Annotated in this window: 23 protein-coding genes, 2 tRNA genes and 1 other RNA gene; 10 read left to right on the forward strand and 16 right to left on the reverse strand. The window is 55.5% G+C overall.

The features are described 5' to 3' along the window. Position 1: 1 nt before the first annotated feature. The 5 genes from J2Y91_RS18260 to yeaG all read right to left on the reverse strand — a co-directional run bounded on the left by J2Y91_RS18260 (position 2) and on the right by yeaG (position 8,545). Complete coding sequence (locus J2Y91_RS18260) at positions 2-1,192, reverse strand: multidrug effflux MFS transporter (RefSeq protein ID WP_048915899.1); 1,191 nt, start codon at positions 1,190-1,192, stop codon at positions 2-4. 150 nt (positions 1,193-1,342) lie between these two features. Further along, positions 1,343-2,809, reverse strand: a complete 1,467-nt coding sequence (wbaP, locus tag J2Y91_RS18265; protein ID WP_048915900.1) for an undecaprenyl-phosphate galactose phosphotransferase WbaP — start codon at positions 2,807-2,809, stop codon at positions 1,343-1,345. A gap of 422 nt (positions 2,810-3,231) precedes the next feature. Next, positions 3,232-4,959 (reverse strand): potassium/proton antiporter, encoded by a 1,728-nt coding sequence (locus tag J2Y91_RS18270; RefSeq protein WP_048915901.1) that lies wholly within the window; start codon positions 4,957-4,959, stop codon positions 3,232-3,234. A gap of 301 nt (positions 4,960-5,260) precedes the next feature. Beyond that, on the reverse strand, positions 5,261-6,541 hold the full coding sequence (locus J2Y91_RS18275; RefSeq protein WP_133623765.1) for a YeaH/YhbH family protein: 1,281 nt from the start codon (positions 6,539-6,541) through the stop codon (positions 5,261-5,263). Positions 6,542-6,610: 69 nt separating this feature from the next. Further along, the gene (gene yeaG / locus J2Y91_RS18280; protein WP_133623764.1) at positions 6,611-8,545 is read right to left on the reverse strand and encodes a protein kinase YeaG; all 1,935 of its coding nucleotides are present in this window, start codon (positions 8,543-8,545) and stop codon (positions 6,611-6,613) included. A 422-nt stretch (positions 8,546-8,967) separates the two neighbouring features. Between yeaG and J2Y91_RS18285 the strand changes: the two genes are divergently transcribed. Together J2Y91_RS18285 and J2Y91_RS18290 are read left to right on the forward strand one after the other, a co-directional pair. Then, entirely contained in the window at positions 8,968-9,717 is a 750-nt protein-coding gene (locus tag J2Y91_RS18285; RefSeq protein WP_048915904.1) for a MipA/OmpV family protein, read from the forward strand. A gap of 82 nt (positions 9,718-9,799) precedes the next feature. Then, entirely contained in the window at positions 9,800-10,651 is an 852-nt protein-coding gene (locus tag J2Y91_RS18290; protein WP_133623763.1) for an aldo/keto reductase, read from the forward strand. Between the two features lie 27 nt (positions 10,652-10,678). On the opposite strand, the gene J2Y91_RS18295 is transcribed toward J2Y91_RS18290, so the two are convergent. Beyond that, positions 10,679-11,557 (reverse strand): D-hexose-6-phosphate mutarotase, encoded by an 879-nt coding sequence (locus J2Y91_RS18295; RefSeq protein WP_133623762.1) that lies wholly within the window; start codon positions 11,555-11,557, stop codon positions 10,679-10,681. Between the two features lie 70 nt (positions 11,558-11,627). Continuing rightward, positions 11,628-12,623: a glyceraldehyde-3-phosphate dehydrogenase gene (gene gapA / locus J2Y91_RS18300; RefSeq protein ID WP_048915907.1), complete on the reverse strand. Its 996-nt coding sequence runs from the start codon at positions 12,621-12,623 to the stop codon at positions 11,628-11,630. Between the two features lie 341 nt (positions 12,624-12,964). Here gapA and msrB point away from each other — a divergent pair, with 341 nt between their 5' ends. Together msrB and J2Y91_RS18310 are read left to right on the forward strand one after the other, a co-directional pair. Beyond that, the gene (gene msrB / locus J2Y91_RS18305) at positions 12,965-13,375 is read left to right on the forward strand and encodes a peptide-methionine (R)-S-oxide reductase MsrB (RefSeq protein ID WP_253539134.1); all 411 of its coding nucleotides are present in this window, start codon (positions 12,965-12,967) and stop codon (positions 13,373-13,375) included. Between the two features lie 6 nt (positions 13,376-13,381). Continuing rightward, the gene (locus J2Y91_RS18310) at positions 13,382-13,660 is read left to right on the forward strand and encodes a YeaC family protein (RefSeq protein ID WP_048915909.1); all 279 of its coding nucleotides are present in this window, start codon (positions 13,382-13,384) and stop codon (positions 13,658-13,660) included. Positions 13,661-13,736: 76 nt separating this feature from the next. On the opposite strand, the gene pncA is transcribed toward J2Y91_RS18310, so the two are convergent. The 3 genes from pncA to sppA form a co-directional block, all read right to left on the reverse strand. Continuing rightward, the gene (pncA, locus tag J2Y91_RS18315) at positions 13,737-14,351 is read right to left on the reverse strand and encodes a bifunctional nicotinamidase/pyrazinamidase (protein WP_133623759.1); all 615 of its coding nucleotides are present in this window, start codon (positions 14,349-14,351) and stop codon (positions 13,737-13,739) included. A 15-nt stretch (positions 14,352-14,366) separates the two neighbouring features. After that, positions 14,367-15,380: an asparaginase gene (gene ansA / locus J2Y91_RS18320; protein WP_133623758.1), complete on the reverse strand. Its 1,014-nt coding sequence runs from the start codon at positions 15,378-15,380 to the stop codon at positions 14,367-14,369. Between the two features lie 99 nt (positions 15,381-15,479). Then, positions 15,480-17,336 (reverse strand): signal peptide peptidase SppA, encoded by a 1,857-nt coding sequence (gene sppA / locus J2Y91_RS18325; RefSeq protein WP_133623757.1) that lies wholly within the window; start codon positions 17,334-17,336, stop codon positions 15,480-15,482. Positions 17,337-17,506: 170 nt separating this feature from the next. On the opposite strand from sppA, the gene J2Y91_RS18330 reads away from it, so the two are divergent. From J2Y91_RS18330 to J2Y91_RS18345, 4 genes are all read left to right on the forward strand, one after another. Next, entirely contained in the window at positions 17,507-18,058 is a 552-nt protein-coding gene (locus J2Y91_RS18330) for an NAD(P)H nitroreductase (protein ID WP_048915913.1), read from the forward strand. 155 nt (positions 18,059-18,213) lie between these two features. Continuing rightward, the gene (selD, locus tag J2Y91_RS18335; RefSeq protein ID WP_133623756.1) at positions 18,214-19,260 is read left to right on the forward strand and encodes a selenide, water dikinase SelD; all 1,047 of its coding nucleotides are present in this window, start codon (positions 18,214-18,216) and stop codon (positions 19,258-19,260) included. Between the two features lie 18 nt (positions 19,261-19,278). Further along, entirely contained in the window at positions 19,279-21,201 is a 1,923-nt protein-coding gene (locus J2Y91_RS18340; RefSeq protein ID WP_133623755.1) for a DNA topoisomerase III, read from the forward strand. Then, positions 21,201-21,527 (forward strand): YnjH family protein, encoded by a 327-nt coding sequence (locus J2Y91_RS18345; RefSeq protein ID WP_099753646.1) that lies wholly within the window; start codon positions 21,201-21,203, stop codon positions 21,525-21,527. Before J2Y91_RS18340 ends, J2Y91_RS18345 begins: the two co-directional genes overlap by 1 nt. A 132-nt stretch (positions 21,528-21,659) precedes the next feature. Here J2Y91_RS18345 and xthA read toward each other — a convergent pair whose 3' ends face one another. From xthA to J2Y91_RS18375, 6 genes are all read right to left on the reverse strand, one after another. Continuing rightward, a complete protein-coding gene (gene xthA, locus J2Y91_RS18350) occupies positions 21,660-22,466 on the reverse strand; it encodes an exodeoxyribonuclease III (protein WP_048915916.1) in 807 nt (268 codons plus the stop codon). Positions 22,467-22,589: 123 nt separating this feature from the next. Next, positions 22,590-22,674: transfer RNA gene (locus J2Y91_RS18355), tRNA-Tyr, on the reverse strand. A 27-nt stretch (positions 22,675-22,701) separates the two neighbouring features. After that, a non-coding RNA gene (locus J2Y91_RS18360) (RtT sRNA) lies at positions 22,702-22,833 on the reverse strand. A 41-nt stretch (positions 22,834-22,874) separates the two neighbouring features. After that, a tRNA-Tyr gene (locus J2Y91_RS18365) sits at positions 22,875-22,959 on the reverse strand. Between the two features lie 144 nt (positions 22,960-23,103). Continuing rightward, positions 23,104-23,952: a formyltetrahydrofolate deformylase gene (gene purU / locus J2Y91_RS18370; RefSeq protein WP_048915918.1), complete on the reverse strand. Its 849-nt coding sequence runs from the start codon at positions 23,950-23,952 to the stop codon at positions 23,104-23,106. Positions 23,953-23,992: 40 nt separating this feature from the next. After that, positions 23,993-24,454 carry a YchJ family protein gene (locus tag J2Y91_RS18375; protein WP_133623754.1) on the reverse strand — a complete coding sequence of 154 codons (462 nt, stop codon included), beginning with the start codon at positions 24,452-24,454 and terminating at the stop codon, positions 23,993-23,995. A gap of 105 nt (positions 24,455-24,559) precedes the next feature. Between J2Y91_RS18375 and rssA the strand changes: the two genes are divergently transcribed. Together rssA and rssB are read left to right on the forward strand one after the other, a co-directional pair. Then, the gene (gene rssA / locus J2Y91_RS18380) at positions 24,560-25,471 is read left to right on the forward strand and encodes a patatin-like phospholipase RssA (RefSeq protein ID WP_048915920.1); all 912 of its coding nucleotides are present in this window, start codon (positions 24,560-24,562) and stop codon (positions 25,469-25,471) included. Between the two features lie 93 nt (positions 25,472-25,564). Next, a complete protein-coding gene (gene rssB / locus J2Y91_RS18385) occupies positions 25,565-26,578 on the forward strand; it encodes a two-component system response regulator RssB (protein WP_133623753.1) in 1,014 nt (337 codons plus the stop codon). Positions 26,579-26,627 lie beyond the last annotated feature (49 nt).

Below are 26,627 nucleotides of genomic sequence, written 5' to 3' on the forward strand. Positions count from 1 at the left end.
CTTAGAGCGCGGTCAGCGTACCGCGCACTTTACGGCTCATCCGCCATGCGGTAAATGCCAGCAGTGCTCCGGCCACCATCATCAGCGCCAGTGCGGATTTCTCCGCCAGCGGCAGCGCCATCACCAGCAGTCCCGCAGAAGAACCCCCGGCCATCTGAATAAACCCAGCCAGCGCGGAAGCCACGCCTGCCTGCTGCTGATAAGGCTCCAGCGCATAGCTGGTGGCCGGACCGACGGTAAAGGCCAGACCCGCAACGGAAACCGCAACCGGGAGCATATACAGCGCCCAGTGGCTCTGCATACTTTCGGGGAACAGCATCACGCCAGCCATCAGCATCAGCGCGCCCAGCGTCATGGCCAGCGCGCCGCTCGCCAGGCAGATCGGGCGGCCCAGCTTGCGGATCATCTTATTGACCAGCACGCTCACCAGCATGATCCAGAATCCGTTCGCGCCAAAGGCAATCGAGAACTGCAGGGCACTGAGCTGGCCTTCGGTCATTAACACGTGCGGGGCGAGAGAAACGTAGGTCAGTACCATACCGAGCGCGCCCGCATTGGCAAAAGCAAAGGCGAGGAAACGCGGCTGGCGGAGGATCTGCCAGTACTGGCGCAGCGGCACTCCTTTGACTTTTTGCGTGTCGGCCGGTCGGGTTTCCGGCAGGAAGAAGATCACCAGCAGGCCAATAAACAGCGCATAGCCGGTCAGGAACCAGAAATTGGCGCGCCAGCCGAAAGCTTCAGCCAGAAATCCGCCGAGCATCGGTGCCAGCGCCGGGACAATGTTCAGTGCGCCATTCAGGAAGCCGTAAGCGCGCGCCGCTTCATCGCCATCAAGACGGTCGCGCACGCCGCTGAATGCCACCACGGCGGTGCAGCAGACGGCACAGCCCTGAATAATACGGGCGCTAAGAAACTGCGGCCAGCCCGTGGCGGTCGCGGCCAGCACGCTGCCGCCGACATACAGCAGCAGACCGATCAGCGCGATAGGCTTACGACCCAGATTGTCCACCAGCGGTCCGGCAATGATCTGCCCTAACCCCATAACCAGCAGAAACAGCGGGATAGTGGTCTGAATGGTGGTGACAGGCGTTGCCAGTCCGGCGGCGATATCCGGCAGCGTAGGTAAATAGAGGTCAATACCCAGCGGGGCAAGGAGCACCAGGCTGAGCAGTAGCAGCGTGAATTTTTGCATGGAATGGAGAGGTCCGAAGTAAAGCAAGCCGGACAGGGTAGAGATAACGCCGGGAAAAGAAAAGCAGAAAATGGCAAAAAGGGGAATTGAGGTGGCGATAGTCATGCCCGGCGGCACGGCATGACTATCGCAGACGGGCGTTACTGAGGATTAATAAGCACCGTCACGACGTAATACCACGCCTGCGGTTTTGAACAGAATGGCAATGTCGGTCCACAGCGCCCAGTTTTTAACATACCAGGAGTCGAAGTAGACGCGGGTGTCATAGTCGATATCGTTACGACCGCTGACCTGCCACAAACCGGTCATCCCCGGTTTAGCCATCAGGTAGTAGTCAACGTCACCGGCATAACGCTCCAGCTCGGCTTCAATAACCGGGCGCGGACCGACCAGACTCATTTCGCCGCGGATCACATTCCACAGCTGCGGCAGCTCATCAAGGCTGGTTTTACGCATAAACGAACCGATTTTGGTCACGCGCGGGTCGTTTTTCAGCTTGAAGTCTTTATCCCACTCGGCGCGGGCTTCTTCGCTGGTCGCCAGCAGCTTCTCCAGCACTTCTTTGGAGTTCATTACCATTGAACGGAACTTCAGGCATTTAAATTTCTTGCCGTCCTGGCCCACGCGCTCGTGACCGTAGATTGGGCTGCCGCCGTCACGGCTGACCATCCAGCAAATCAGGCCAAAGGCCGGGGCGAGCAGCAGCAGCAGCATTGAGGCCACTACGATGTCAAACATGCGCTTGAGGAAGCGGGAAGAGCGCTTTGCCAGATTGTTGCTGACGCGCAGCAGCATCACTTCATGACTGAAGATAAAGGACATGTCTGTACCATACAGCGGCACGCCACGCAGGGTAGGTACCACTGAGACCGAACGGCATTTTTTCTTCGACAGCAGCTTGAGCCACTTATCGCGGATTGCACGCTGGTCGTTCTCCATCGCCACGATAAACTGGGTGTTATCGAGGTCGACGGTATCCCAGACGATATCTTTATGGGTGATAACCGGAATGCCGTTAAAGCTTTCAGGACCGCTTTCACCGGCCGGTGCGACGAACGCTTTCACATCATAGCCCAGCAGCTCTTCGCTCTGTAATGCGGCATAAGCTTCCCGGGCATTTCTGCCCGAGCCGATAATGATGGTGTGCTTCTGCCACTGACCTGCTTTCAGAATGGCATTCTTCACGCATGAGCGCAGTAGCGGAACCAGAATCAGCGCGTAGATCCAGGTAAAACTCCACAGCATGCGGGAGAAATCCCATTTAGAAAACGCAATCAGGGCCAGATCCAGCAGCGAGAAAATCACCAGAGTTTTGATAATCTCTTTTAATTCAAACCAGAATGGCTTGCGATAAGTATAGTGGCGCAGTCGCATCCAGAACCAGGCGGTACACAATACTGACATGACGGACTGGGCAATAAAGCGCACTTCAACTTCCTGCGGTGGAATAAATATATCCAGATTACCCCAAATACCCTGCAGGGTGGCAGCAGAAAGGAACAGTGCCAGGTTAATCGAAAGTAAATCTGAAAAGCTTAATGCGACTTTCGCGATGACGTTTTTTCTTGTGCCGCTAAACGTGCGGCGACGGTCATTCAGTACCAGAGTACTTGCCATAATGCCTGCTCTCTTTTCATGAGGAATCAGTAACCTGACGGGAATAAAGCACGCGTCAAGGCGTCGCTACATCAAACCTTCACGGTTATCCGGACTGACTTTAATGTTTCTGTTGTGTGACAAAATCAGGGCAGCGGAGCGGTGATGAAAAAGGCCACCACGCAATTCCGTCATAATTGAAGAGATGAGTATGCAGGAGTTATTTGGCTTAGTTAATACGGGAAAATCCTAAAAGACGATGAAAAATCGAACAGGATAATTCTGAAAGGTAAAATAAGCGCAGCGGTAATTTAAAACTTAAAAAATGTGGTTATGACAATAAGATAACAATAAAGCCCCCGTTTGATGAAAATGAAAACCGCCAGCGGCAATTATGGCGGTTTTCGGATTATCCCTATCTCAGCGGCAAGCGAGAAATGACGTTACTCCTTCTCTTCCTGAACCCTTACGCCAATCTTGACGATCTCATTGGCTTCTTTTTCTGCCACGGTCCAGATCATATTTTTCCATTCAACCTGGTCCCCGACCACCGGCGCGCCGCCGATGATGCCGGATACCAGCTGGCCCAGCGTCTGCTGGCTGTTGGCCTCTTCATCCAGGTCGATGCCATAGATCTCTGACACGTCGTGCAAACGCGCATCAGCCTGCAGAATAAAGTCACCAAAGAAGCGCTGGTCGAGGGCGACAGGCGGCGACTGGCTGAACAGCTTACCGAGCGCAGGCAGGTCGCGCTCGCGGCCAATCACGCACAGTACATCGTTCTCACGCAGTCGCGTGCTGCCGGTGGGGTGCAGCAGCAGGTTATCGCGAAACAGCGCGGCGATGCGCGTTTCACGCGGCATCTTCAGGTCGCGCAGCGCCGCACCTACGCACCATTTGTCGGCGCTTAGCTGATAGACGAACTGCTCCCACGGATTCTCCGGATGGATGTCGAGGCCGACGCGGGAGATTGGCGAAGCCATGGGGGGCACAATCACCCTGGCTTTGCGCGCCGCCCAGCCCAGCGAGGTGCCCTGAACCATCAGCGACACCAGCACCACGAAGAAGGCGATATTGAAGAACAGCGGGGCGTGAGGCAATCCGGCCATCATCGGAAACACCGCCAGGATAATCGGTACTGCGCCGCGCAGCCCCACCCAGCTGATAAATATGCGCTCGCGAATATTAAAGCCGCGAAACGGCAGCAGCCCGATGATGATTGACAGCGGGCGAGCTACCAGGATCAGGCACAGCGACAGCAAAGTGGCAGGCAGCGCGATGTGCCACAGGTCGGTCGGGTTTACCAGCAGTCCCAGCACCAGGAACATGCCAATCTGGCTAAGCCAGGCCATACCGTCGAAGGTCTGCAGGATGCCGTGGCGATTGCGAATTGGGCGGTTGCCCAGTACAAAGCCGCACAGGTAGACGGCGAGGATACCGCTGCCTTCCAGCACGGTCGTCAGCGCAAAGACCAGAATCCCACCGCTGACCGCCAGCAGAGGGTAGAGGCCGCCCGCGAGAGAGACGCGGTTAATCATTTGCAGCAGCGCCCAGCCGCCGCCCAGCCCAAGCACGATCCCAAGGCCAAACTGCTGCACCAGATGCACCACAAACATCCAGCTCAGCCCGCTTTGCCCCTGCTGGATCATCTCAATCAGGGTGATGGTCAGGAACACCGCCATCGGGTCGTTGCTGCCGGACTCAATCTCCAGCGTGGCGCTGACGCGCTCGTTGAGACCTTTGCCGCCCAGCAGGGAGAACACGGCTGCAGCATCGGTAGAGCCGATAATTGCCCCGACGAGAAAACCGTTCATCAGATTAAGGTCGAACAGCCAGGCGGCAGCCAGACCGGTCAGCCCGGCGGTGATCAGTACTCCCACCGTTGCCAGCGACAGCGCCGGTCCGAGCGCCACCTTAAAGGAGCTGGCCTGAGTACGCATGCCGCCGTCCAGCAGGATGATGGCCAGCGCAAGGTTACTGATCAGATAGGCTGCCGGATAGTTGTCAAAGGCAATGCCGCCGATGCCGTCAATCCCGGCAAGCATACCGAGGGCGAGAAAGATAACTAATATCGGGATGCCCAGCTTAGATGAGAAAGAGCTGAGCAGAATGCTCGAAGCTACCAGCACTGAACCAATGATGAAAAGACTGTAGATCGCGCTGGCTTCCAATGGGCATTTCTCCTGTGAAGATTAAAACCTGTTTTTACAGTGTGTTGTAACAGCCGGTATAAAGTCAAAACCCGAAGGTCACTGATTGGCATTCTGAGGGTACTATTTTAGCCAGAATAAAATATCGCATAAAGTCATGAAACAAATGCTGATGAGTGCGATAAAAGGTCGCTTTATTTCGTGGATTGAAGCGAAAGGCGGGTAGTGAGGGGAAATCTGCCGCTTAAAGCGGCGTCGTCACCCTGGCACCAGGTGATTCTACGGGAAAAGGGTTGACCAGGCGACCGGTCAACCCGCTGGTTTAATAATTCTCTTCGGCCTGCTTGTGAAACAGCTCGCGGAATACCGGGTAGATATCTTCCGGCTCACGAATGTGCTGAATGGCGAAGTTATCAAACGTCGACTGCAGATGTTCATACTCACGCCACAGGGTTTGATGAGCACGCCGGGTGATTTCTATATAGCTGTAGTAACGCACCACCGGCAGGATGTTTTTTGCCAGGATCTCATGACACAGCGGCGAGTCATCGGCCCAGTTGTCGCCATCGGAGGCCTGTGCGGCATAGATATTCCACTGCGCCGGGTCATAGCGCTCTTTAACCACTTCATCCATCAGTTTTAACGCGCTGGAGACGATAGTGCCGCCGGTCTCCTGCGAGTAGAAGAACTCCTGTTCATCCACTTCTTTCGCCTGAGTGTGATGACGGATATACACCACATCCACGTTCTTGTAAGTGCGGCTGAGGAACAGATACAGCAGGATATAAAAGCGCTTCGCCATATCCTTGGTAGCCTGATCCATGGAACCCGAAACGTCCATCAGGCAGAACATCACCGCCTGGCTGGAGGGCTCCGGGCGCTTCTCGAAGTTCTTATAACGTAAGTCAAAGGTGTCAATAAACGGCACGCGTTTAATGCGCGCGCGCAGTTCGGCAATCTCTTTACGCAGCCGCTCTTCTTCGAGCAGCTGAGCCGGTTCGCTGTTCTCCACTTTCAGCAGGGTGGCTTCCAGTTCGCCCAGCTCGCGCCGCTTGCCGGCGGTCATGGCGGTGCGCCGCGCCAGAGAGTTTTGCAGTGACCGCACCACGCTGATGTTGGCTGGAACGCCGTTAGCGGTGTAGCCGGCGCGGTGGGTTTTATATTCATTCATCTGCCGGTGCTGATTTTTCTTCAGGTTAGGCAGTGCCAGATCTTCAAACAGCAGGTCGAGATACTCATCTTTCGAGATGTTGAAGACAAATTCATCCTGTCCCTCACCATCCTGTCCGGCATTTCCCTGACCGCTACCGCCGCCACCGCCGCCGCCCTGCGGGCGCTCAACGCGGTCGTTTTGGACAAAGTGGTCATTACCTGGATGAACGCGATGACGCTGGCCGCCGCGCCCCTGGTGGAAACTCGGTTCATTGATATCTTCAACAGGAATAGAGACGGATTCGCCGCTTTCAACGTCGGTAACCGAACGCTTATTAATGGCCTCGGAGATCGACTGTTTGATTTGCGACTTATAGCGGCGCAAGAAGCGCTGGCGGTTCACCGCGCTCTTGTTTTTGCCGTTAAGACGCCGATCGATAAAATAGGCCATAGCTCCCCCAAACAACGTTGCAATCCGGGTCAGGGACCGGCCCTGACCCGATTGGATGCGACTTTCTGGTTACGACGATTTTCTCACGCGCAGATACCATTCGCACAGCAGACGTACCTGTTTGCGGGTGTACCCTTTTTCCATCATACGGTCGACGAAATCGTCGTGTTTCTTCTGTTCGTCGGTCGACGTTTTGGCGTTAAATGAAATGACCGGCAGCAGCTCCTCAGTATTCGAGAACATTTTCTTCTCGATCACGGTGCGCAGCTTCTCGTAGCTGGTCCAGTTCGGATTACGACCATTGTTATGCGCCCGGGCGCGCAGCACGAAGTTGACGATCTCATTACGGAAGTCTTTCGGGTTACTGATCCCGGCTGGCTTCTCAATTTTCTCCAGTTCGGCATTCAGGGATTCACGGTCAAACAGCTGGCCGGTGTCCGGATCGCGGTACTCCTGATCCTGAATCCAGAAGTCAGCGTAGGTGACATAGCGATCAAAAATGTTCTGGCCATATTCGGAGTAGGACTCCAGATAGGCAGTCTGGATCTCTTTGCCAATGAACTCGGCGTATTTCGGGATCAGATAGCCTTTCAGATGCTCGAGATATTTCTCTGCCTGCTCCTGTGGGAACTGCTCACGGTCAATCTGCTGTTCCAGCACGTAAAACAGATGCACCGGGTTAGCTGCTACTTCGACATGGTCAAAGTTAAACACGCGCGACAAAATTTTGAAGGCAAAGCGGGTAGATAACCCGTTCATTCCCTCATCGACGCCAGCGTAATCACGATACTCCTGGTAAGACTTCGACTTAGGGTCGGTGTCTTTCAGGCTTTCACCATCATACACGCGCATTTTTGAGTAGGTGCTGGAGTTTTCCGGCTCTTTCAGGCGCGACAGGATAGAGAAGCGTGCCAGGGTTTCCAGCGTGCCGGGCGCGCAAGGTGCATGGGTCAGCTCACTGTTGACCAGCAGTTTCTCGTAGATTTTTATCTCTTCAGAAACGCGCAGGCAATAAGGCACTTTGACGATGTAGACACGGTCTAAGAACGCTTCGTTGTTCTTGTTATTACGGAACGTTACCCACTCAGATTCGTTCGAGTGCGCAAGGATAATCCCGTTAAATGGCAGGGCGGAGATACCTTCCGTCCCGTTATAGTTCCCTTCCTGGGTGGCGGTCAGCAGCGGATGCAGCACTTTAATCGGTGCTTTAAACATCTCGACGAATTCCATAATCCCCTGGTTAGCACGGCATAACGCGCCTGAATAACCGTAAGCATCCGGATCGTTCTGGGCGTGGTTTTCCAGTTTACGGATGTCGACTTTACCCACCAGTGCGGAGATATCCTGGTTGTTTTCATCGCCCGGTTCAGTTTTGGCAATCGCCACCTGTTCCAGAATTGACGGCCAGACTTTCACCACTTTGAAGCGGGTGATGTCACCGCCAAATTCATGCAGGCGTTTAGCCGCCCACGGCGACATGATGGTGCCAAGATAACGGCGCGGGACGCCATACTCTTTATCCAGAATATGGGCATCTTCCTGCGGGTTAAACAGGCACAGCGGATGGTCATTAACCGGGCTGCGCTCGCCGTCAGCGGTCAGCACGTAAATGGGTACGCGCTGCATTAAAGATTTTAGCCGCTCAGCCAGTGAGGATTTACCGCCACCGACCGGGCCGAGCAGATAGAGAATTTGTTTCTTCTCTTCCAGCCCCTGCGCCGCGTGCTTCAGGTAGGAGACGATCTGTTCAATCGCATCCTCCATACCATAAAACTCTTCGAACGCCGGGTAGCGTGCGACCACACGGTTAGAGAACAGTCGGGAAAGGCGTGGCTCCAGGGCGGTGTCCACCATTACTGGCTCACCGATAGCCATTAACAGTCGTTCCGCCGCGTTGGCGTATGCACTGCGATCCTGCCGGCAAACCGCAAGGAACTCCTGCAGTGTGAACTCTTCGTCCTTGGCAGCTTCATAACGCTGACGATAGTGATCGAATATATTCATGGCGATGCCCGTCCTTTCGTTTTTAGCACAGGTACCAGGAGCCTAATTGGGGTCAGCCCCTGAAGGAACTTGTTAATGAGTACAGCAACCCTTATGCCAACCTGACTGTTTTAGCGGAAAACACAATTTTTTTTGGTTACTCTGCTCGTCAAAATTTAGCGTCTTACAATTAAGCGTAGATCGCATTTAGGAAATTTCCTGAACCGCTCGACATTTTCAATGAAATTTCAATAACAAAGTCATTTTGTCACTAAGCGCTGGCCTTAACTGATGCGGGCTGAGGCGGTTTTCGTCAGAACAATGGTCAATTTTTAACAGTTCAATTGATTCTAAGTGCTACCAGTTGTGTAAATATCTGACTAACAATCCACTTACTGTTTAAACTATTACGCTGATTGTTATATTTATGGAACGGATAAATTGTGAACCATTTCAAAGTTACCGCGCTTGCTGCCTTTTTACCTCTCTGTTTTGCGGCACCCTTCGCACAGGCGAACCCACTGACGCTGGGCGCTTCACTGCTTTATAGCCAGAGCCCATATAAGAGCGGCCAGGACCGTTATTACCCTGTTCCCATCGTCAATTATGAGGGCGACAGTTTCTACATTCGCAGCCTGCAGGCGGGTTATTACCTGTGGAAAGACAGCCAGGATCAGCTGTCATTAACCGTGCTGGGTTCCCCGCAGAACTTCGACCCGGATGATGTGGATGATGGTGATATGAAGTCGCTGAATAAGCGTCATATGACTCTGATGGGCGGTGTGGCTTATCGTCATAGTGCCGACTGGGGTATCGTGCGTACCACGTTGGTTGGCGATATGCTCGATAACAGTAACGGAATAATCTGGGATCTGACCTATCTGTACCGCTTCGAATTTGGCCGTTTCAGCCTGACGCCGGGCATCGGTGCGCTGTGGAACAGCTCGAATCAGAACGACTACTATTACGGGATTTCCTCTGCTGAATCTCGCCGCAGCGGTCTGGACAGTTACGATCCTGACAGCAGCTGGAGCCCCTATCTGGAAGTGACCGCCGGCTGGAAAATTGCCGACAGCTGGAATGCCACGCTTTCAGGCCGCTACACCCGTCTGGGCAGTGATATCAAGGATAGCCCGATGGTGGACCAGGATTCTCAGGTTCTGCTATGGACCGGAGTCAGCTATACCTTCTGACGCTGCAGGTATGCACTGATAAAGGGCGCTCTGCGCCCTTTTGCACATCTGTAGCGCACCAATAAAGTGCATGGAGATTGCGATGAGCCGAATTGTTACCTTTGCTGATGGAACCCCCTTGCCTGCGATTGGACAGGGGACCTGGTATATGGGGGAGAGCCCGGATTTGCAACGCCAGGAAGTGAGCGCATTACAGGCCGGACTGGATTGCGGGTTAACGCTGATTGATACGGCTGAAATGTATGCTGACGGCAGGGCGGAAGAAGTGGTTGGCGTGGCGCTGAAACAGCGCCGTGACCAGGCGTTCGTCGTGTCAAAAGTTTACCCCTGGCACGCCGGGCAGTTGGAGGCGATTGAAGCCTGCGAGCGCAGCCTACAACGTCTGCAAACGGATTATCTCGATCTCTACTTGCTGCACTGGCGCGGCAATATCCCGCTGGAGGAGACGCTACGGGCAATGGAGCAGCTGCAGAGCCAGGGCAAAATTCGCCGCTGGGGCGTATCCAATTTTGACGTCGAGGATATGCAGGAGCTGCTGGCTGAAGAGGGCGGAGAGCATTGCGCAACTAATCAGGTGCTGTACCATCTGGCCTCACGCGGTATTGAGTATGATCTGCTGCCGGAATGTCAGCAGCGGGCAATGCCGGTGATGGCCTACTGCCCGCTGGCACAGGCCGGAAAATTGCGCAGCGAGCTGATGCAACACCCGACGCTACGCGATATTGCACAACAAAAGGGCATCAGCGTCGCTCAGCTGCTGCTGGCATGGGCAATCCGCAAAGAAGGGGTACTGGCCATTCCTAAAGCCAGCACTATTGCCCATGTGCAGGAGAATGCGGCTGCACTTGAGGTGACCTTATCCAGTGCGGAGCTGGCGCTGATTAACCAGGCTTACCCGCCCCCGGTCAGCAAAATGCCGCTGGATGTGGTGTAAGGAGCGGCGTTAGCCGCCCCTGAGCGATTAAACTTTGCTACGCACCCGGAAGGTGGTTGCCAGCCGCGCCGGGTTTTCTCCGGCACTTTTCATCGCGCTGCTGACGTGGGCGGTTTCGACGCAGACCATGGTTTGATAGCCGTCATTCGCCATATCCCCCATGCTGCATGAGAGTTCAGCCCCCGGGTTCCACGTGACAACGTCACTATGATGATGGTGGTAGACCTCAACAACGCGCTGACCCGCCTTGTCGTTAATGACGCTGCAATCCGCTGGCGCGGTATAGATGCGGTCAATGCGCTGCGGATAGGTCTGCTTACCGTCGTCTGAATGCCCCTCAACGCCGTTATTAACCTTATCGATAAAGCGGTTGCCAAGCCCGCTCACCTCTACGCCCTGAATATCCGCGACTGCAAAATAGCTGTGCAGGGCCGCAGTCGCCTCAAAGTCACCGTGGGCTTCCAGCTCAATTTCGCAGCGGTCGCTGAAGCGGAAACGGGCAAACAGGGTGAAATCATGCGGCCACAGCTTCTTAGTCTGTTCGTTGCTTTCCAGCACCAGCGTCAGCACCACGCTGTCAGCATTCTCATCGTGGGCGGAGAGTTTCCACGGCAGGTTACGGGCGAATCCATGCGCAGGTTCACCGGCAGGGCCGAACCATGGCCAGCAGATCGGGACGCCGCCGCGAATGGCTTTCCCGCTGTTCCACGCGGTTTTGTCGCTGAGCCAGATGACCGGCTTCTCGCCTGAAGGCTGCCAGGCAATCAGCTGGGCGCCCTGCAGGGTGACGGCAGCGCGGACTTTAGGATGGGTGACGACGATTGTCGGCAGTTCACCTATCTGGCGCTGGGTGATGTAGGGGCTAATTTGGTTAATGACCGGCAGTGAAAAAAGTTTCTCGTTCATGAGTCAGCCTTCTGAAATTTAACCATAAAAAAAGGGCGACTCACGTCGCCCTCAGATTCTCTCGCGTCGCTTATTTAGCGATGTGAGCAACCAGGTCCAGGACCTTGTTGGAGTAACCAGTTTCGTTATCGTACCAGGAAACCAGCTTAACGAAAGTGTCGCTCAGTGCGATACCGGCTTTCGCATCGAAGATTGAAGTCAGCGTTTCGCCGTTGAAATCGGTAGAAACAACTTCGTCTTCGGTGTAGCCCAGAACGCCTTTCATTTCGCCTTCGGCAGCAGCTTTGATTGCAGCACAAATTTCTTTGTAAGATGCAGGCTTAGCCAGACGTGCAGTCAGGTCAACAACGGAAACGTTAGGGGTAGGAACGCGGAACGCCATACCAGTCAGTTTGCCGTTCAGCTCAGGGATCACTTTACCTACGGCCTTAGCAGCACCGGTAGAAGAAGGGATGATGTTCTGGGATGCGCCGCGGCCGCCGCGCCAGTCTTTGTGAGACGGGCCATCAACAGTTTTCTGAGTCGCGGTGGTTGCATGCACAGTGGTCATCAGGGCTTCAACGATACCGAACTTGTCGTTGATCACTTTAGCCAGTGGTGCCAGGCAGTTGGTGGTGCAAGATGCGTTAGAAACGATATCCTGGCCAGCGTATGACTTGTGGTTCACGCCCATAACGAACATTGGGGTGTCATCTTTAGATGGGCCAGTCAGAACAACTTTCTTAGCGCCAGCTTCGATGTGTTTACGGGCAGTTTCGTCGGTCAGGAAGATACCGGTCGCTTCTGCAACCACATCCACACCGACTTCATCCCACTTCAGGTTAGCCGGATCGCGCTCAGCGGTAACACGGATGGTTTTGCCGTTAACAACCAGGTGGCCGTCTTTGACTTCCACGGTGCCGTTGAAGCGGCCGTGAGTAGAGTCATATTTCAGCATGTAAGCCATGTACTCGGCGTCCAGCAGATCGTTGATGGCAACGATTTCTACATCAGAACGTTCCTGAGCAGCACGGAAAACAATGCGACCGATACGGCCAAAACCGTTGATACCTACTTTGATAGTCATATATTCCACCAGCTTGTTGATAGTGAATAAAAGGTTGGCTGTAAAATTACAAAAACCTTACCAGGCGTCAAGCGGAATCGTGTCAATTGTTGCGACAAATCAAACTGTCGAGCAGGAATTATTCGACACAAAACCTATTTCTTGACCCGCGAACTACATTGATATTGGGATACTGTGCCCGAATATAAAGGGATGGTCGATCCGAATGGTGATCTGCATCACAGTTTGAGATATGACAGAATTCTCTCAGCGCCCGGACGCGAAAAATTCACCTGATCTTGTTAAGTATTTGTTAGAATACTCAGCGATCTTTTCAGAACAACACTGCCAGAGAGTCTAGCATGGCTAATGAAAATACACCTTTCTCACCCGAAAATGAGTTGAACGAGATGCAGCGCTACGTCACCCAGCAGCGCGGCACCGAACCTCCGTACTCCGGTAAACTGTTGCATAACAAAGACCAGGGCATATACCACTGTCTGGTGTGCAAAGCTCCGCTGTTCCTGTCGGGCAGTAAATATGATTCCGGCTGCGGCTGGCCGAGCTTCTATGAACCCTACAGTGATGAAGCTATTCGCTATCTGGAAGACGATTCCCACGGTATGCAGCGCGTTGAGATCCGCTGCGGCAGCTGCGATGCCCACCTGGGGCATGTGTTCCCGGACGGCCCGCAGCCGACCGGAGAGCGCTTCTGCGTGAACTCTGCCTCGCTGAGCTTCACCGACGAAGACGGCAACAGCACTCGGGGGTAAGGCATAATGGAACTGGATGAAATGATTGCCAGCATGACGCCGGAAGTGTATCAGCGTCTGGCGACGGCGGTAGAAACCGGCAAGTGGGCTGACGGCGTGGCATTAACCGCAGAGCAGAAAGAGAACAGCCTGCAGCTGGTGTTGCTATGGCAGGCGCGTCACAACGATAACCCGCAGCATATGAGCGTGGCGAAGGGCGGGGAGATCGTGACCAAGAGTAAGAAACAGCTGAAAGAAGAGTTTGGCATTGGCGATGACGACGTCACGCAAATCACGCTGCAGTAAATTATTCCTGCAGGAATAATTCGTACAAAGAATCGCCGGCCCGGTCTGCTGACTGCCCGGCGATTTTTTTATCCCTTCAGAGGATCACCGCTCCGGCGTTGGCCATCTCTTGCAGCGCTTTCTGGCTGTCATCCGGCCTAAGGTTGACACCACGGCAGCCTGCGGACACCAGCGTCACCTGATAACCGAGTGCCAGCGCATCCAGCACGCTGTATTTCACGCAGTAGTCCGTTGCCAGCCCCATTACCGTCAGTGAGGTGACTGCGTGCTGCTGCAACCACGCGTGCAGATGCGTCTGCTGACGCTGCCCGTTGTCAAAAAACGCGCTGTAGCTGTCAATCTGCGGATTTTCGCCTTTACAGATCTGCGTGCTAATCAGCGAGCGGTCCAGCTCAGGATGCAGCTCGGCGCCTGGGCTGTGCTGGATAGCGTGATCCGGCCACCACACCTGGGGTAAACCATGCAGTTCACCCACGGTGCCGGGGATATTACCCGCCGTGGAGGCAAAACTACCGTGCCCGGCAGGGTGCCAGTCGAGCGTGGCGATGACCGGCTCACCGCGCGCGCAGAACTCAGCCGCCAGCCGATTAGCCACCGCGATAGTCTGGTCGCCATCGGCCACCGCCAGCGCGCCGCCCGGACAGAAATCATTCTGTAAGTCGATGAGTAACAGTGCCTGACGTGCGCTCATACCACTCTCCCCGGGTTAATCCTGAGTTAATTCACCGCGCAGGTTCTGCGTCATAAGCTGGCGGATCTCTTCACTGCTCAGATCCTGGCTCAGCAGGAAGTGCAGCTTGGTCAGCGTGGCTTCCACGGTCAGGTCAGCTCCGCTGATCACACCGGCGTGTGCCAGGGCATTGCCGGTGGCGTAACCGCCCATGTTCACTTTGCCGGACATGCACTGGGTCAGATTAACCACCACGATACCACGGTCAGACGCTTCCTGAAGTTCGCGCAGGAACTCTTTATTCTGCGGCGCGTTACCGACGCCGTAGGAGCGCAGGATCAGCGCTTTCACCGGCTGCTGCAGGAAGTTACTCACCACTTCTGACGAAATCCCCGGGTAAATCGTCACCACGCCAATCGGCTGCGGCGTAATGGGATGAACGATCAGCTCACCGTTGCCGGTCGGGGCCGCTGGCGTATTGAGGCGGCGAATATGGATACCAGCTTCCAGCAGCGGGGCCAGGTTGGGCGAAGCGAAGGCGTTAAAGCCATCGGCGTGCGCCTTAGTGGTGCGATTACCGCGGAACAGGGTGTTGTTGAAGAACAGCGTCACTTCATTGATCGGGTAGTTTGCTGCGACAAACAGCGAGTTAAGCAGGTTCTGCTGCCCGTCAGAGCGCAGCTGCTCCAGCGGGATCTGTGACCCTGTCACGATGACCGGCTTCGCCAGATTCTCCAGCATAAAGGAGAGCGCAGAGGCGGTGAACGCCATGGTGTCGGTGCCATGCAGGATCACGAAACCATCGTAGTTATCATAGTTCTGGCGAATATCATCCGCAATCGATTGCCAGTCCTGCGGCGTCATGTCCGAGGAGTCAATCAGCGGGGCGTATTCGTGGATGGTGAAATCTGGCATTTCCGGGCGATGGAATTCTGGCATATTTGCCAGCTGATTTTGCAGGTGGCCGGAAACAGGGATAAAGCCGTGTTCGGAACGCTGCATGCCGATGGTACCGCCGGTGTAGGCGACATAAATCGATTTCTTTTGCATTGGTTAACTCAGGGCTTGCCGAAAAGGCGCAGTATAAGGGGAATTGTCAGGAAAACCAGCCCGACCAGAGATGGCCGGGCCGTTTAGTGCGTTAACTCACTACTTTACATCGCCACAGGTCAGGCAGAATGCATAGCGATTTTGCGGATCGTTGAGATTATCCAGCAGGCCTGGCTGCTTCTTCATCGCGGCCATGACGTCGAGCATCGGGGCAGGCAGATAAGCGCGCAGCGCCGCAGGCAGTGCTGCCTGTGCAGAAGCATCAACCTGGCTGAACAGCACGTCGATCATGCTCGGTTCATCCTGATACCAGTTCAGCTGTGGCTGCTGGATCTTCGCCAGCTCGGCAGCTTTCGCCACCGCGTCGTCGAAATCACCCAGCGCATCCACCAGACCGTTCGCTTTGGCATCGCTGCCGGTCCAGACGTGACCCTGTGCAATCTGATCGATCTGTTCTGGCGTTTTGTTGCGTGATTTTGCCACCAGACCAAGGAAGTTTTTATAGCCGTTTTCGATGGTCAGCTGCATCAGCTGCTGAACTTCCGGCGGCAGGGCTTTGGTACTGGCGACATCCGCCAGCGGAGACGTTGCCACGCCGTCGGTATGCACGCCGATAGCATCCAGTGAGTTCTCCACGGTGTTGATCACGCCGAAGATACCAATAGAGCCGGTCAGCGTATTCGGGCTGGCAATAATATAGTTAGCCGGAGTGGAAACCCAGTAGCCGCCAGATGCCGCCATGCCGCCCATGGAAACCACCACCGGTTTACCCGCGGCTTTTGCCGCCGCCAGCTCTTCACGGATAGTTTCAGAAGCGGTCACGCTGCCGCCAGGGCTGTTGACGCGGAACAGAATGGCTTTGATCTTCGGATCGAGGCGCGCTTCACGAATTTCCAGCGCGGTGGTATCACCCCCGACGCTGCCCGGGGTCTCTTCGCCGTCCATAATCGCCCCGTTCGCCACGATCACCGCGATATTGCCGTCGGTGGTTGGGGTGTTTTTCAGCGGATAGTCATAGATGCTGGTGCCGTTGTAATCCTTCGCCTCTTTATCCCAGCCAAAGGTTTTCACCAGCTGCTGGTCGACCACTGAAGGTGAGGCCAGCTCATCCACCAGCTTACTGTCTTTGGCGTACTGCGCGCTGTCGCCGCCCACTTTGTTCAGACCATCGAGCACGCCCTGAGCGCCAGGGAATACCTGATTGGCAGTGATCTGACGGTTTGCCGCCAGCGTATTGACATAGTTCTGCCACAGCTCGCCAACCCAGCGGCTGTCGGCATCGCGCGCGGCAGGGGACATATCATCACGCAGGAACGGCTCTACCGCCGATTTGTAGGTACCGACGCGGAACACGTGCGAGCTGACTTTCAGCTTGTCCAGCAGGGTTTTGTAATAGAGGCTGTTGGTGGCAAAGCCGTGCAGATCGACGGTGCCCTGCGGCGAGAGGGTGATCTTGTTGGCGAAGCTGGCGAGGTAGTACTGTGCCTGGCTGTAGCTGTCGCCGCTGGCATAGATTGGCTTGCCGCTGTCGCGGAACTCACGCAGCGCTTTACCAATATACTGCAGCGACGGCTGGTCAGCGCCCGCAAAGTTGTGCAGGTCGAGCACCATGCCGGTAATTTTATCGTCGTCTTTCGCCTGGCGAATGGCATCCACCACGTCGAACAGTGAGTTCTCTTTCAGACGATCGCTGCTGGCGCCTAACAGCTGTCGGCCAATCTTACTCAGCTTGTTGCTGACGGAAGGTTTATCTACCACCACGCCGCTGAGATCGAAGATCAGTGCGCCTTTCTGCACTTCAGCCGGTGCATTGGCGCTGCTGACGTGCAGCCAGATACCCACGCCAACCACGATCAGCAGAATAAGGAAGAGATTAAGGATAAATTCGCGAACAAAATTCAGGACTCGCCATGTCCACTTAAAAATGCCAGCGATCATTCGCCATAACACGCGCATAGATACTCCAGGGTCGCAATGAAATGCCAGAAGCAGAGGTCCGGGCAGGAATAGCACACATCCTAATTAGCAAGGGGGCAATTGTCAGCATGAAAAAGCGCAATGCTGTAACAAAACATCATCCTGTGCTAGTTTTTGCGGGATGAGAATCACTATCACAGGAGGACATCATGGACGCTCTGGATTTACTGGTTAATCGTCGTTCCGCATCACGGCTGGCAGAACCTGCGCCGACAGGTGAAGCGCTGGAGAACATTCTGCGCGCAGGTATGCGCGCGCCGGATCACGGCACTTTGCAGCCGTGGCACTTCACTATTGTCGAGAATGAAGGGCGCGATCGCCTGAGCGCGCTGCTGGAGAAGGTATCGCGAGATGCGCAGCTGGAAGAGAAAGCTATCGATAAGGCAAAAAATGCACCCTACCGCGCGCCGATGATTATTACGGTGGTCGCGCGTTGTGAAGAGCACCCGAAAGTGCCGCGCTGGGAGCAGGTGGTGTCGGCAGGATGTGCCGTGATGGCGATGCAGATGGCCGCTGCCGCACAGGGCTTTAACGGTATCTGGCGCAGCGGGGCGTGGACCGAAGATGAAGCGGTGCGCAGCGCGTTTAACTGTCGCCCTCAGGACGCCATCGTCGGCTTCCTGTACCTGGGAACCCCGCAGCTGAAATCATCCACCACCGTGTTAGCGCCCGACAGCGCCCCGTTTGTCAGTTATTTCTGAATGACATTTTCGCTGTTAGCAGGCAGGGTTGTGAGCGGCCCTGCAATTCGCCGGGATAATGAGCAAACAACGGGCAGAATCGTCGGTTAGTCTTATCACTCTCTGGCGAAAACGCTACCATGACTTCCGGTGAAGCTAACAGGGAACAGATCTTCATGAACTTAGATAATGTCCGTCTGACTCAGTACAGCCACGGCGCAGGCTGCGGTTGTAAAATCTCGCCTGCGGTGCTGGATACCATTCTGCACAGCGACCACCCGTTACGTAAGGACCCGCATCTGCTGGTGGGTAACGAAACCCGTGACGACGCGGCCGTATACGATCTCGGCAATGGCACCGCAGTGGTCAGCACCACCGACTTCTTTATGCCGATCGTGGATGACCCTTTTGATTTTGGGCGCATCGCCGCGACCAACGCCATTAGCGATATCTGGGCGATGGGGGGCAGACCGATTATGGCGATCGCCATCCTCGGCTGGCCGGTTAACCAGCTGCCGCCGGAGGTTGCCCGTAAGGTGATCGAAGGCGGGCGCAGCGTCTGCGAGCAGGCGGGGATTACCCTGGCGGGCGGGCACTCTATCGATGCCCCGGAGCCGATCTTCGGCCTGGCGGTCACCGGCGTCGTGGCCACCGATCAGGTGAAGCGCAACAGTGAAGCACGGGCAGGATGCCGCCTTTTCCTCACTAAGCCACTGGGCATTGGCGTTCTCACTACTGCCGAAAAGAGATCTCAGCTCAAGCCGGAGCATCAGGGGCTGGCGACGGCCACCATGTGCCAGCTCAATCAGATTGGGGCCGAGTATGCCGGTGAAGCGGGCGTCAGCGCGATGACCGATGTCACCGGCTTTGGTCTGCTCGGCCACCTCAGTGAGATGTGCCAGGGTGCCGGCCTGCATGCCGACCTGTGGTACAGTGCCATCCCGCGTTTGCCCGGAGTGGATGAATATATCGCCGCAGGCTGCGTGCCGGGCGGTACCGAAAGAAATTTCGCCAGCTACGGGCAGCTTATCGGCGCCATGACGCCCGCGCAGCGCCAGCTTCTCTGCGACCCGCAGACATCGGGCGGGCTGCTGCTGGCAGTACTGCCGGAAGCAGAGGCTGCGGTGCAGGCGATTGCCGCCGCGCAGCAAATTACACTCACCCCGATTGGTGAACTCCTGACGGCTCAGGCCGGAAGGGCCGTTATTGAAGTCAAACCCTGAGCAGGAACTCACCCCAGCATGCGTTTGTTTATTGCCGAAAAACCCAGCCTTGCCCGCGCGATAGCGGACGTTCTGCCTAAGCCGCACCGTCGTGGCGACGGCTTTATCGCCTGTGGGCAGGATCAAATGGTGACCTGGTGCGTAGGCCACCTGCTGGAACAGGCGCAGCCTGACAGCTACAACAGCCGCTTTGCCCGCTGGTCGCTGGCCGATTTACCGATTGTGCCGGAAAAGTGGCAGCTGCAGCCGCGTCCGTCGGTGGCAAAGCAGCTCAACGTGATTAAAGGTCTGCTGGAGCAGGCCAGTGAAGTGGTCCATGCCGGTGACCCGGATCGTGAAGGTCAACTGCTGGTGGATGAGGTGCTCGACTACCTGACCCTGCCGGCAGAAAAGCGGGCGAAAGTGCAGCGCTGCCTGATTAACGATCTCAACCCGCAGGCGGTTGAACGCGCCATTGGCCGCCTGCGTGAAAACCGCGAGTTTATTCCCCTGTGCGTCTCCGCGCTGGCGCGCTCGCGTGCAGACTGGCTTTACGGTATCAACATGACCCGCGCCTACACCTTACTGGGGCGCAACGCGGGCTATGACGGTGTGCTCTCCGTTGGGCGCGTTCAGACCCCGGTGCTGGGGCTGGTGGTACGGCGTGATGAAGAGATTGAGAACTTTGTCGCCAAAGACTTCTTCGAGGTCAAAGCGCATATCGTCACCCCGCTGGATGAACGCTTCGTGGCGCTGTGGCAGCCGAGTGACTCCTGCGAGCCTTATCAGGATGAGGAGGGCCGCCTGCTGCATCGCCCGCTGGCCGAGCATGTGGTGGCGCGTATCGACGGCCAGCCCGCGCTGGTGACCAGCTATAACGACAAGCGTGAAAATGACACTGCGCCGCTGCCGTTCTCGCTTTCGGCGCTGCAGATTGAGGCCGGCAAGCGCTTTGGCCTCAGCGCGCAGGCGGTGCTGGATACCTGCCAGCGCCTGTATGAGACCCACAAGCTGATTACCTATCCACGTTCCGACAGCCGCTATCTCCCTGACGAGCATTTCGCCGGGCGTCATGCGGTTTTGAATGCAATCAATGTTCATCAGCCGGACCTGACGCCTCCCGCTGATTTCAATAGCGATCAAAAAAATCGCTGCTGGGACGACAAAAAAGTCGACGCGCACCATGCGATTATCCCGACTGCGCGCAGCAGCAAGGTCAACCTGTCGGATAACGAGCAGCAAATCTACCGTTTGATTGCCACCCAATACCTGATGCAGTTCTGCCCGGATGCGGTGTACCGCAAATGCGTGATCGAGCTGGATATCGCCGGAGGCAAGTTTATCGCCAAAGCGCGTTTCCTGGCTGAGGCTGGCTGGCGTGCCTTACTCGGCAGCAAGGAGCGGGATGAGGAGAATGACGGTACGCCGCTGCCGGTGGTGGCCAGGGGGGATGAGCTGCTGTGCGAGCGTGGCGAAGTGGTCGAGAAGCAGACCCAGCCGCCGCGCCCGTTCACTGACGCTACGCTATTATCGGCGATGACCGGTATTGCCCGCTTCGTACAGGATAAAAATTTAAAGAAAGTGCTGCGTGCGACCGATGGTTTAGGTACGGAGGCAACGCGCGCCGGGATTATCGAGCTGCTGTTCAGACGCACCTTCCTGTTTAAGAAGGGGCGCTATATTCACTCCAGCCCGGCCGGACGCGCGCTGATCCATTCACTGCCGGAGATGGCCGCGCGGCCAGATATGACCGCGCAATGGGAGTCAACGTTGACTAAAATCAGTGAGAAGCAGTGTCGCTACCAGGACTTTATGCACCCTCTGGTGGAAACGCTGCACAGTTTGATCTCCCAGGCCCGTCAGCAGCCCGCCGCACATGCGTTTCGCGGCGTTACGGCTCCGGCAACGGTCGCCAAGAAAAAACCGCGACGTAAAGCGGCGAAGGAAAAGGAAAGCGAGTAATGAAAATGCATCTGGCACTGACACTGCTGCTGGCCGTTAGCTCATCGGCAATGGCCGAGCGCTATATCAGCAGCGGGCAAGGGCATGGCAACAGCGGCGGCAATAACGGTAACGGCGGCGCTAATGCGGACGTGGTAGTCGATATGCCGCCAGAAGTCTGGACGCAGGGGCAAAACAACAGCCAGCCCTGTAACCGCTGCTGCATCTATGAAAACCGCAACTATACGGAAGGGGCGGTGCTGAAGAGTGAAGGGGTACTGTTGCAGTGCGCGCGCGACCCGCAGTCGCTGGGCACTAATAATCTTATCTGGCGCATCGTCAAATAAACTCCCTTCCTCTTTCACGCTGCAGGTGTGTTGGCTGCCTCTATTCCCCAGGTCACTGACTCAGGTAAGCTCCCGGGGATTTATTCAGTTGCCGCCTTCCTGCAGCGCGAAATCTAATGGGGATTAGAACAATCAGTAGCTAAACTGGGCCCAGATCGGTGCGTGATCGGAGGGCTTTTCCATCGCGCGAATATCGTAATCAATCCCGGTTGCTATGCAGCGCTCCGCCAGCGGCTTGCTGGCCAGCACCAGGTCAATGCGCAGGCCGCGGTTATCGTCAAAGCCTTTTGAGCGGTAGTCGAACCATGAGAAGCGGTCGTTAACTTCGCTGTTCTGCGCGCGCCAGGTATCGACCAGGCCCCAGTTCATCAGGCGGTCCATCCATTCGCGCTCTTCCGGCAGGAATGAGCACTTACCGGTGCGCAGCCAGCGCTTGCGGTTATCCTCGCCAATGCCGATATCCAGGTCGGTGCTGCTGATATTCATGTCGCCCATAATCAGTACCTGATTTTCCACTTTCTGCTGCTGCTCAAGGTAGCTTTGCAGGTCGCGATAGAACTTCTCTTTCGCCGGGAATTTGGTCGGATGGTCGCGGCTTTCCCCTTGTGGAAAATAGCCGTTAATCACGGTGAGCGGGCCGGCTGGCGTTTGAATGTCCGCCATAATGATACGGCGCTGGGCGTCTTCGTCATCACCCTCGAAACCGCGACGCACGGCGATCGGCGGCTCTTTCGTCAGCAGTGCCACGCCGTAATGCCCTTTCTGACCGTGATAAAACACGTTATAGCCGAGTTTCGCCACGTCCTCGAGCGGGAACATGTCATCGTGAACTTTGGTTTCCTGCAGGCCAATCACATCTGGCTGATGCTGTTCGACAATAGCGGCAAGTTGATGAGGGCGAGCACGCAGCCCATTGATATTAAAAGAAACAAATTTCATAGCGCAGGCCATTTAGCGTCGGAAAAGATGGCGGAATGGTAGCAGAAGTCGGGGCGAGAAAGAAATATTGCTGCGATAGATGATGCAATCAGTAGGTGTACGAAGGGGGAGGAGATGTCGAAATGGTGGTGGGGGAAGGATTCGAACCTTCGAAGTCGATGACGGCAGATTTACAGTCTGCTCCCTTTGGCCGCTCGGGAACCCCACCAGGGGAAGCGTGTTAACAAGTGCAAATTCTCAGCCGTGGAAGGATTACTGCGTCGCTGCGCTCCTTGCCCTCCGGGCCGCCACAAGTGGCGTTGTCTCACTGCGTTCGACTCGAACCTCCGATGTCGAAGCTCCTCATCCTTCCCCGTGGGGAATATGAAAGCGTGAAACTCATTTTTAAATATGAAAACTATCTAAAAATGGTGGTGGGGGAAGGATTCGAACCTTCGAAGTCGATGACGGCAGATTTACAGTCTGCTCCCTTTGGCCGCTCGGGAACCCCACCACTGGCCTTACTGCTGTGCTTGTTAAGCGGGGCGCATCATATCAGATGAACTGACGCTGTAAAGCCCCGTTTAAGAGAAAGCGTTGCGATTGCCGTTTTTTTGCCCGCGCTGCTGTTTTGTCATACAAAACAGCAGCATCCGGCTTACAGGATGATGGTGCGGTTGCCGTAAACAAATACCCGCTGCGCCAGCACCTGGTAAAGTGCGCGGCTCAGCGCATTCTTCTCTACGTCACGCCCGGCACGCATCATATCTTCTGCGGTATAGGTATGATCGACGTGGATAACATCCTGCATGATGATTGGGCCTTCATCCAGATTGTCATTCACGTAGTGCGCTGTCGCACCGATGATCTTCACGCCGCGTTCATACGCCTGGTGGTAGGGACGAGCACCAATAAAGGCAGGCAGGAAGGAGTGGTGAATATTGATGATCTGGTTCGGATAACGCTGCACAAAGGCCGGGGTCAGCACGCGCATGTATTTTGCCAGTACCACATAGTCTGGCTGATAGCGGTCAATTTCCGCCGCCATGTTATTGTCGTGCTCTTCGCGGGTTAAGCCTTCGTGACTGACCAGGACAAACGGCACATCGAAACGCTCAACCAGCGTACGCAGCGTTTCGTGATTACCGATCACCGCCGCAATTTCAACATCCAGACCACCGTAGGCGCTTTTCATCAGCAGATCGCCAAGGCAGTGCGCCTCTTTGGTCACCAGAATAACAATACGGCGGCGGCCCGCTGGCTGCAGCTCGCGCACTGAACCAGCCGGCAGCGCGCTGTCAAGGTCGGCCAGCAGCGTGGTGTCGTTGAAAATGCCTTCCAGCTCGGTGCGCATGAAGAAGCGCCCGGTGCGGTGATCAACAAACTCATTATTCTGTACAATGTTCAGTTCGTGCTTGTAGCAAATATTGGTGATTTTGGCGATCAGCCCTTTTGCATCCGGGCAGATGGTCCGTAAAACTTTTCGTTGCAGTGTTTGCGCTTGCATTGCGATGGTAATCCTGTCGATACAATTGGGAAATCAGGGGTCAAGAGTGACCGCAGCATTTCTTGTATTTCTTGCCGGAGCCACATGGGCACCGATCGTTGCGCCCGATTGGCGGGAAGGTTCCGTCGATATAGTACCAGCGTTGCTCCTCGCGAAGAAAGCGTGAACGTTCATGAATAGAGCGTTCGCGCTGATTTTCAGAGAACCTGGCAAAAAAAGTCACATAACCCTGTTGGCCATCCGCGATAACTTCGCTGCTTAATACATTCAACCCGAGCCATTCGGTGTGGGCAAAACTCTCTTCTATACTGGCTGCAAAAGCAGAGGCTTGACATGACGGGTGCCAGGTTGCAACCAGGTAACCCACATCCTGTTTGACATAAGCACAGTAGCGCGAGCGCATTAATGCTTCTGGATGAGAAGGTTGCGCCGCACCGCTTAGAAACGGCTGGCAACATAGGCTATACTGCGATCCGCTACCGCACGGACAAAGTTCAGACACGTAAACTCCGATTAGCTAATAACAGGGTTAAAATTTTAGGCATCATGATAACCGGGCAGCATCGGTGATGCCATTTTGTTAGTGAATTTCATGCCAGAGGGTGGAATGAGACAGGTTAAAATCGGGCTAGCGCTGGGGTCGGGTGCCGCAAAGGGATGGGCACATATCGGGGTGATAAACGCTCTTGAACGCGCTGGCATCCGTATCGACGTCGTGGCCGGATGCTCCGTAGGTGCCCTGGTCGGGGCCGCATATGCCACGCAGCGACTGACGCTGATGGAGCGCTGGGTGCGCTCATTCAGCTACTGGCAGGTGATACGCCTGATGGATTTTTCATGGCAACGTGGTGGGCTGCTGCGCGGTGAGCGCGTGTTCAGCCACGTGCGTGAGCTGATCGGCAAAAATAATATCGAACAATGCGGTTTACCTTTCGGCGCTGTGGCGACTAACCTTAGTACCGGCCGTGAGCTGTGGCTGACGGAAGGCGACCTGCATCAGGCCGTGCGCGCATCCTGCAGCATGCCCGGTTTACTGGCACCTGTGAGCTGGAACGGTTACTGGCTGGTGGATGGCGCGGTGGTCAACCCGGTGCCTATTTCCCTGACGCGTGCGCTGGGCGCTGATATTGTGATTGCCGTGGATTTGCAGCACGATGCGCACCTGATGCAGCAGGATTTGCTGTCAGTGACGCCAGAATCCGGCGATGAGCATCCTCAACCGCAGCCTGACAGCTGGAGCGGCCGCCTGCGTCAGCGCATTAGCAACCTTAAGCTACGTAGAGTAAATCACACACCCGGCGCCATGGAGATTATGTCTACCTCTATCCAGGTGCTGGAAAATCGGTTGAAGCGCAATCGTATGGCGGGTGACCCACCAGATGTGTTGTTACAACCCTTCTGCCCACAAATTTCTACCCTGGACTTCCACCGGGCTGAAGAGGCCATTGAAGCGGGGAGACTGTCCGTTGAGAAAAAAATGGATGAATTGTTACCTCTGGTTCGCGACAGGCAACAATAGCGTGGTCAAAAAGCGACGACTTCAGCCAATTCTGAGAGGCGCAAAGAGCGTTTATAGACCACTATTGAGGTATCTGTTATGCAGGGGGAAGCAATGGAAAAACCATTAAGTGGAAAACATATTCTCATCGTTGAGGACGAAGTCGTTTTCCGTTCCCTGCTGGATAATTTCCTCACTGCGCTCGGTGCGGTGGTCACGTTGGCTGATGACGGTATACACGCACTTGAATCCCTGAGCCGTACTCTGCCGGACTTGATGATCTGCGACCTTGCCATGCCACGTATGGACGGTATCAAACTGGTGGAGCATCTGCGCAGCAAGGGAAACACATTGCCCATCCTGGTTATCTCTGCCACGGGAAATATGTCGGATATCGCCCACGTGCTGCGTCTGGGCGTGCAGGATGTGCTGCTCAAGCCGGTTAAAGATCTTGCTCGCCTGCGTGAAGCGGTGTTCGAGTGCCTCTATCCCTCAATGTTTACGTCTAAAGTGGAAGAGGACGAACAGCTGTTTCAGGACTGGGACGCGCTGGTCAGTGACCCGCAGGCTGCCGCCAAGCTTCTCAAGCAGCTGCAACCGCCGGTGCAGCAGACAATCGCTAACTGTCGCATCAACTATCGCCAGCTGACGATGGCAGAGCAGCCGGGACTGGTGCTTGACGTGGCGGCATTATCGGAACGCGATCTCGCTTTCTATTGTCTCGATGTCACCCGTGCCGGTGATAACGGCGTGCTGGCCGCACTACTGCTACGCGCTCTGTTCAATGGACTGCTGCAGGAGCAGCTTTCCGGTCAGGGGCAGCGCCTGCCCGAGCTGGGCGGCCTGTTAAAGCAGGTCAATTTGCTGCTGCGCCAGGCCAATCTGAAAGGTCAATTTCCACTGTTGGTGGGCTACTACCATCAGGGGTTAAAGAATCTGATCCTCGTTTCTGCTGGTTTAAACGCCACTCTCAACATTCATACCCACCAGATCCAGCTGAGCAATGGTGTCCCTCTTGGCACCATGGGCAGCACACATCTTAATCAAATCAGCCAGCGGTGTGATGCCTGGCAGTGTCAGGTTTGGGGCGCCGGAGGCCGACTGCGCCTGATGTTGTCTACGGATTAACCGCTGCTTCACTATTTTCATCTGGCCCTGGAAGACAGGGCCAGAGATA

The sequence above is a fragment of the Erwinia aphidicola genome (assembly GCF_024169515.1).
Lineage (GTDB): Bacteria > Pseudomonadota > Gammaproteobacteria > Enterobacterales > Enterobacteriaceae > Erwinia > Erwinia aphidicola.

Coding starts and splice junctions, on each gene's coding strand:
- xthA (WP_048915916.1), bottom strand. CDS start 22,466: ATGAAATTTGTTTCTTTTAATATCAATGGGCTGCGTGCTCGCCCTCAT.
- rssA (WP_048915920.1), top strand. CDS start 24,560: ATGAGACAGGTTAAAATCGGGCTAGCGCTGGGGTCGGGTGCCGCAAAG.
- rssB (WP_133623753.1), top strand. CDS start 25,565: ATGGAAAAACCATTAAGTGGAAAACATATTCTCATCGTTGAGGACGAA.
- J2Y91_RS18310 (WP_048915909.1), top strand. CDS start 13,382: ATGGAACTGGATGAAATGATTGCCAGCATGACGCCGGAAGTGTATCAG.
- J2Y91_RS18295 (WP_133623762.1), bottom strand. CDS start 11,557: ATGAACGAGAAACTTTTTTCACTGCCGGTCATTAACCAAATTAGCCCC.
- J2Y91_RS18275 (WP_133623765.1), bottom strand. CDS start 6,541: ATGGCCTATTTTATCGATCGGCGTCTTAACGGCAAAAACAAGAGCGCG.
- J2Y91_RS18330 (WP_048915913.1), top strand. CDS start 17,507: ATGGACGCTCTGGATTTACTGGTTAATCGTCGTTCCGCATCACGGCTG.
- J2Y91_RS18260 (WP_048915899.1), bottom strand. CDS start 1,192: ATGCAAAAATTCACGCTGCTACTGCTCAGCCTGGTGCTCCTTGCCCCG.
- sppA (WP_133623757.1), bottom strand. CDS start 17,336: ATGCGCGTGTTATGGCGAATGATCGCTGGCATTTTTAAGTGGACATGG.
- wbaP (WP_048915900.1), bottom strand. CDS start 2,809: ATGGCAAGTACTCTGGTACTGAATGACCGTCGCCGCACGTTTAGCGGC.
- msrB (WP_253539134.1), top strand. CDS start 12,965: ATGGCTAATGAAAATACACCTTTCTCACCCGAAAATGAGTTGAACGAG.
- ansA (WP_133623758.1), bottom strand. CDS start 15,380: ATGCAAAAGAAATCGATTTATGTCGCCTACACCGGCGGTACCATCGGC.
- J2Y91_RS18340 (WP_133623755.1), top strand. CDS start 19,279: ATGCGTTTGTTTATTGCCGAAAAACCCAGCCTTGCCCGCGCGATAGCG.
- purU (WP_048915918.1), bottom strand. CDS start 23,952: ATGCAAGCGCAAACACTGCAACGAAAAGTTTTACGGACCATCTGCCCG.
- J2Y91_RS18290 (WP_133623763.1), top strand. CDS start 9,800: ATGAGCCGAATTGTTACCTTTGCTGATGGAACCCCCTTGCCTGCGATT.
- selD (WP_133623756.1), top strand. CDS start 18,214: ATGAACTTAGATAATGTCCGTCTGACTCAGTACAGCCACGGCGCAGGC.
- yeaG (WP_133623764.1), bottom strand. CDS start 8,545: ATGAATATATTCGATCACTATCGTCAGCGTTATGAAGCTGCCAAGGAC.
- pncA (WP_133623759.1), bottom strand. CDS start 14,351: ATGAGCGCACGTCAGGCACTGTTACTCATCGACTTACAGAATGATTTC.
- gapA (WP_048915907.1), bottom strand. CDS start 12,623: ATGACTATCAAAGTAGGTATCAACGGTTTTGGCCGTATCGGTCGCATT.
- J2Y91_RS18345 (WP_099753646.1), top strand. CDS start 21,201: ATGAAAATGCATCTGGCACTGACACTGCTGCTGGCCGTTAGCTCATCG.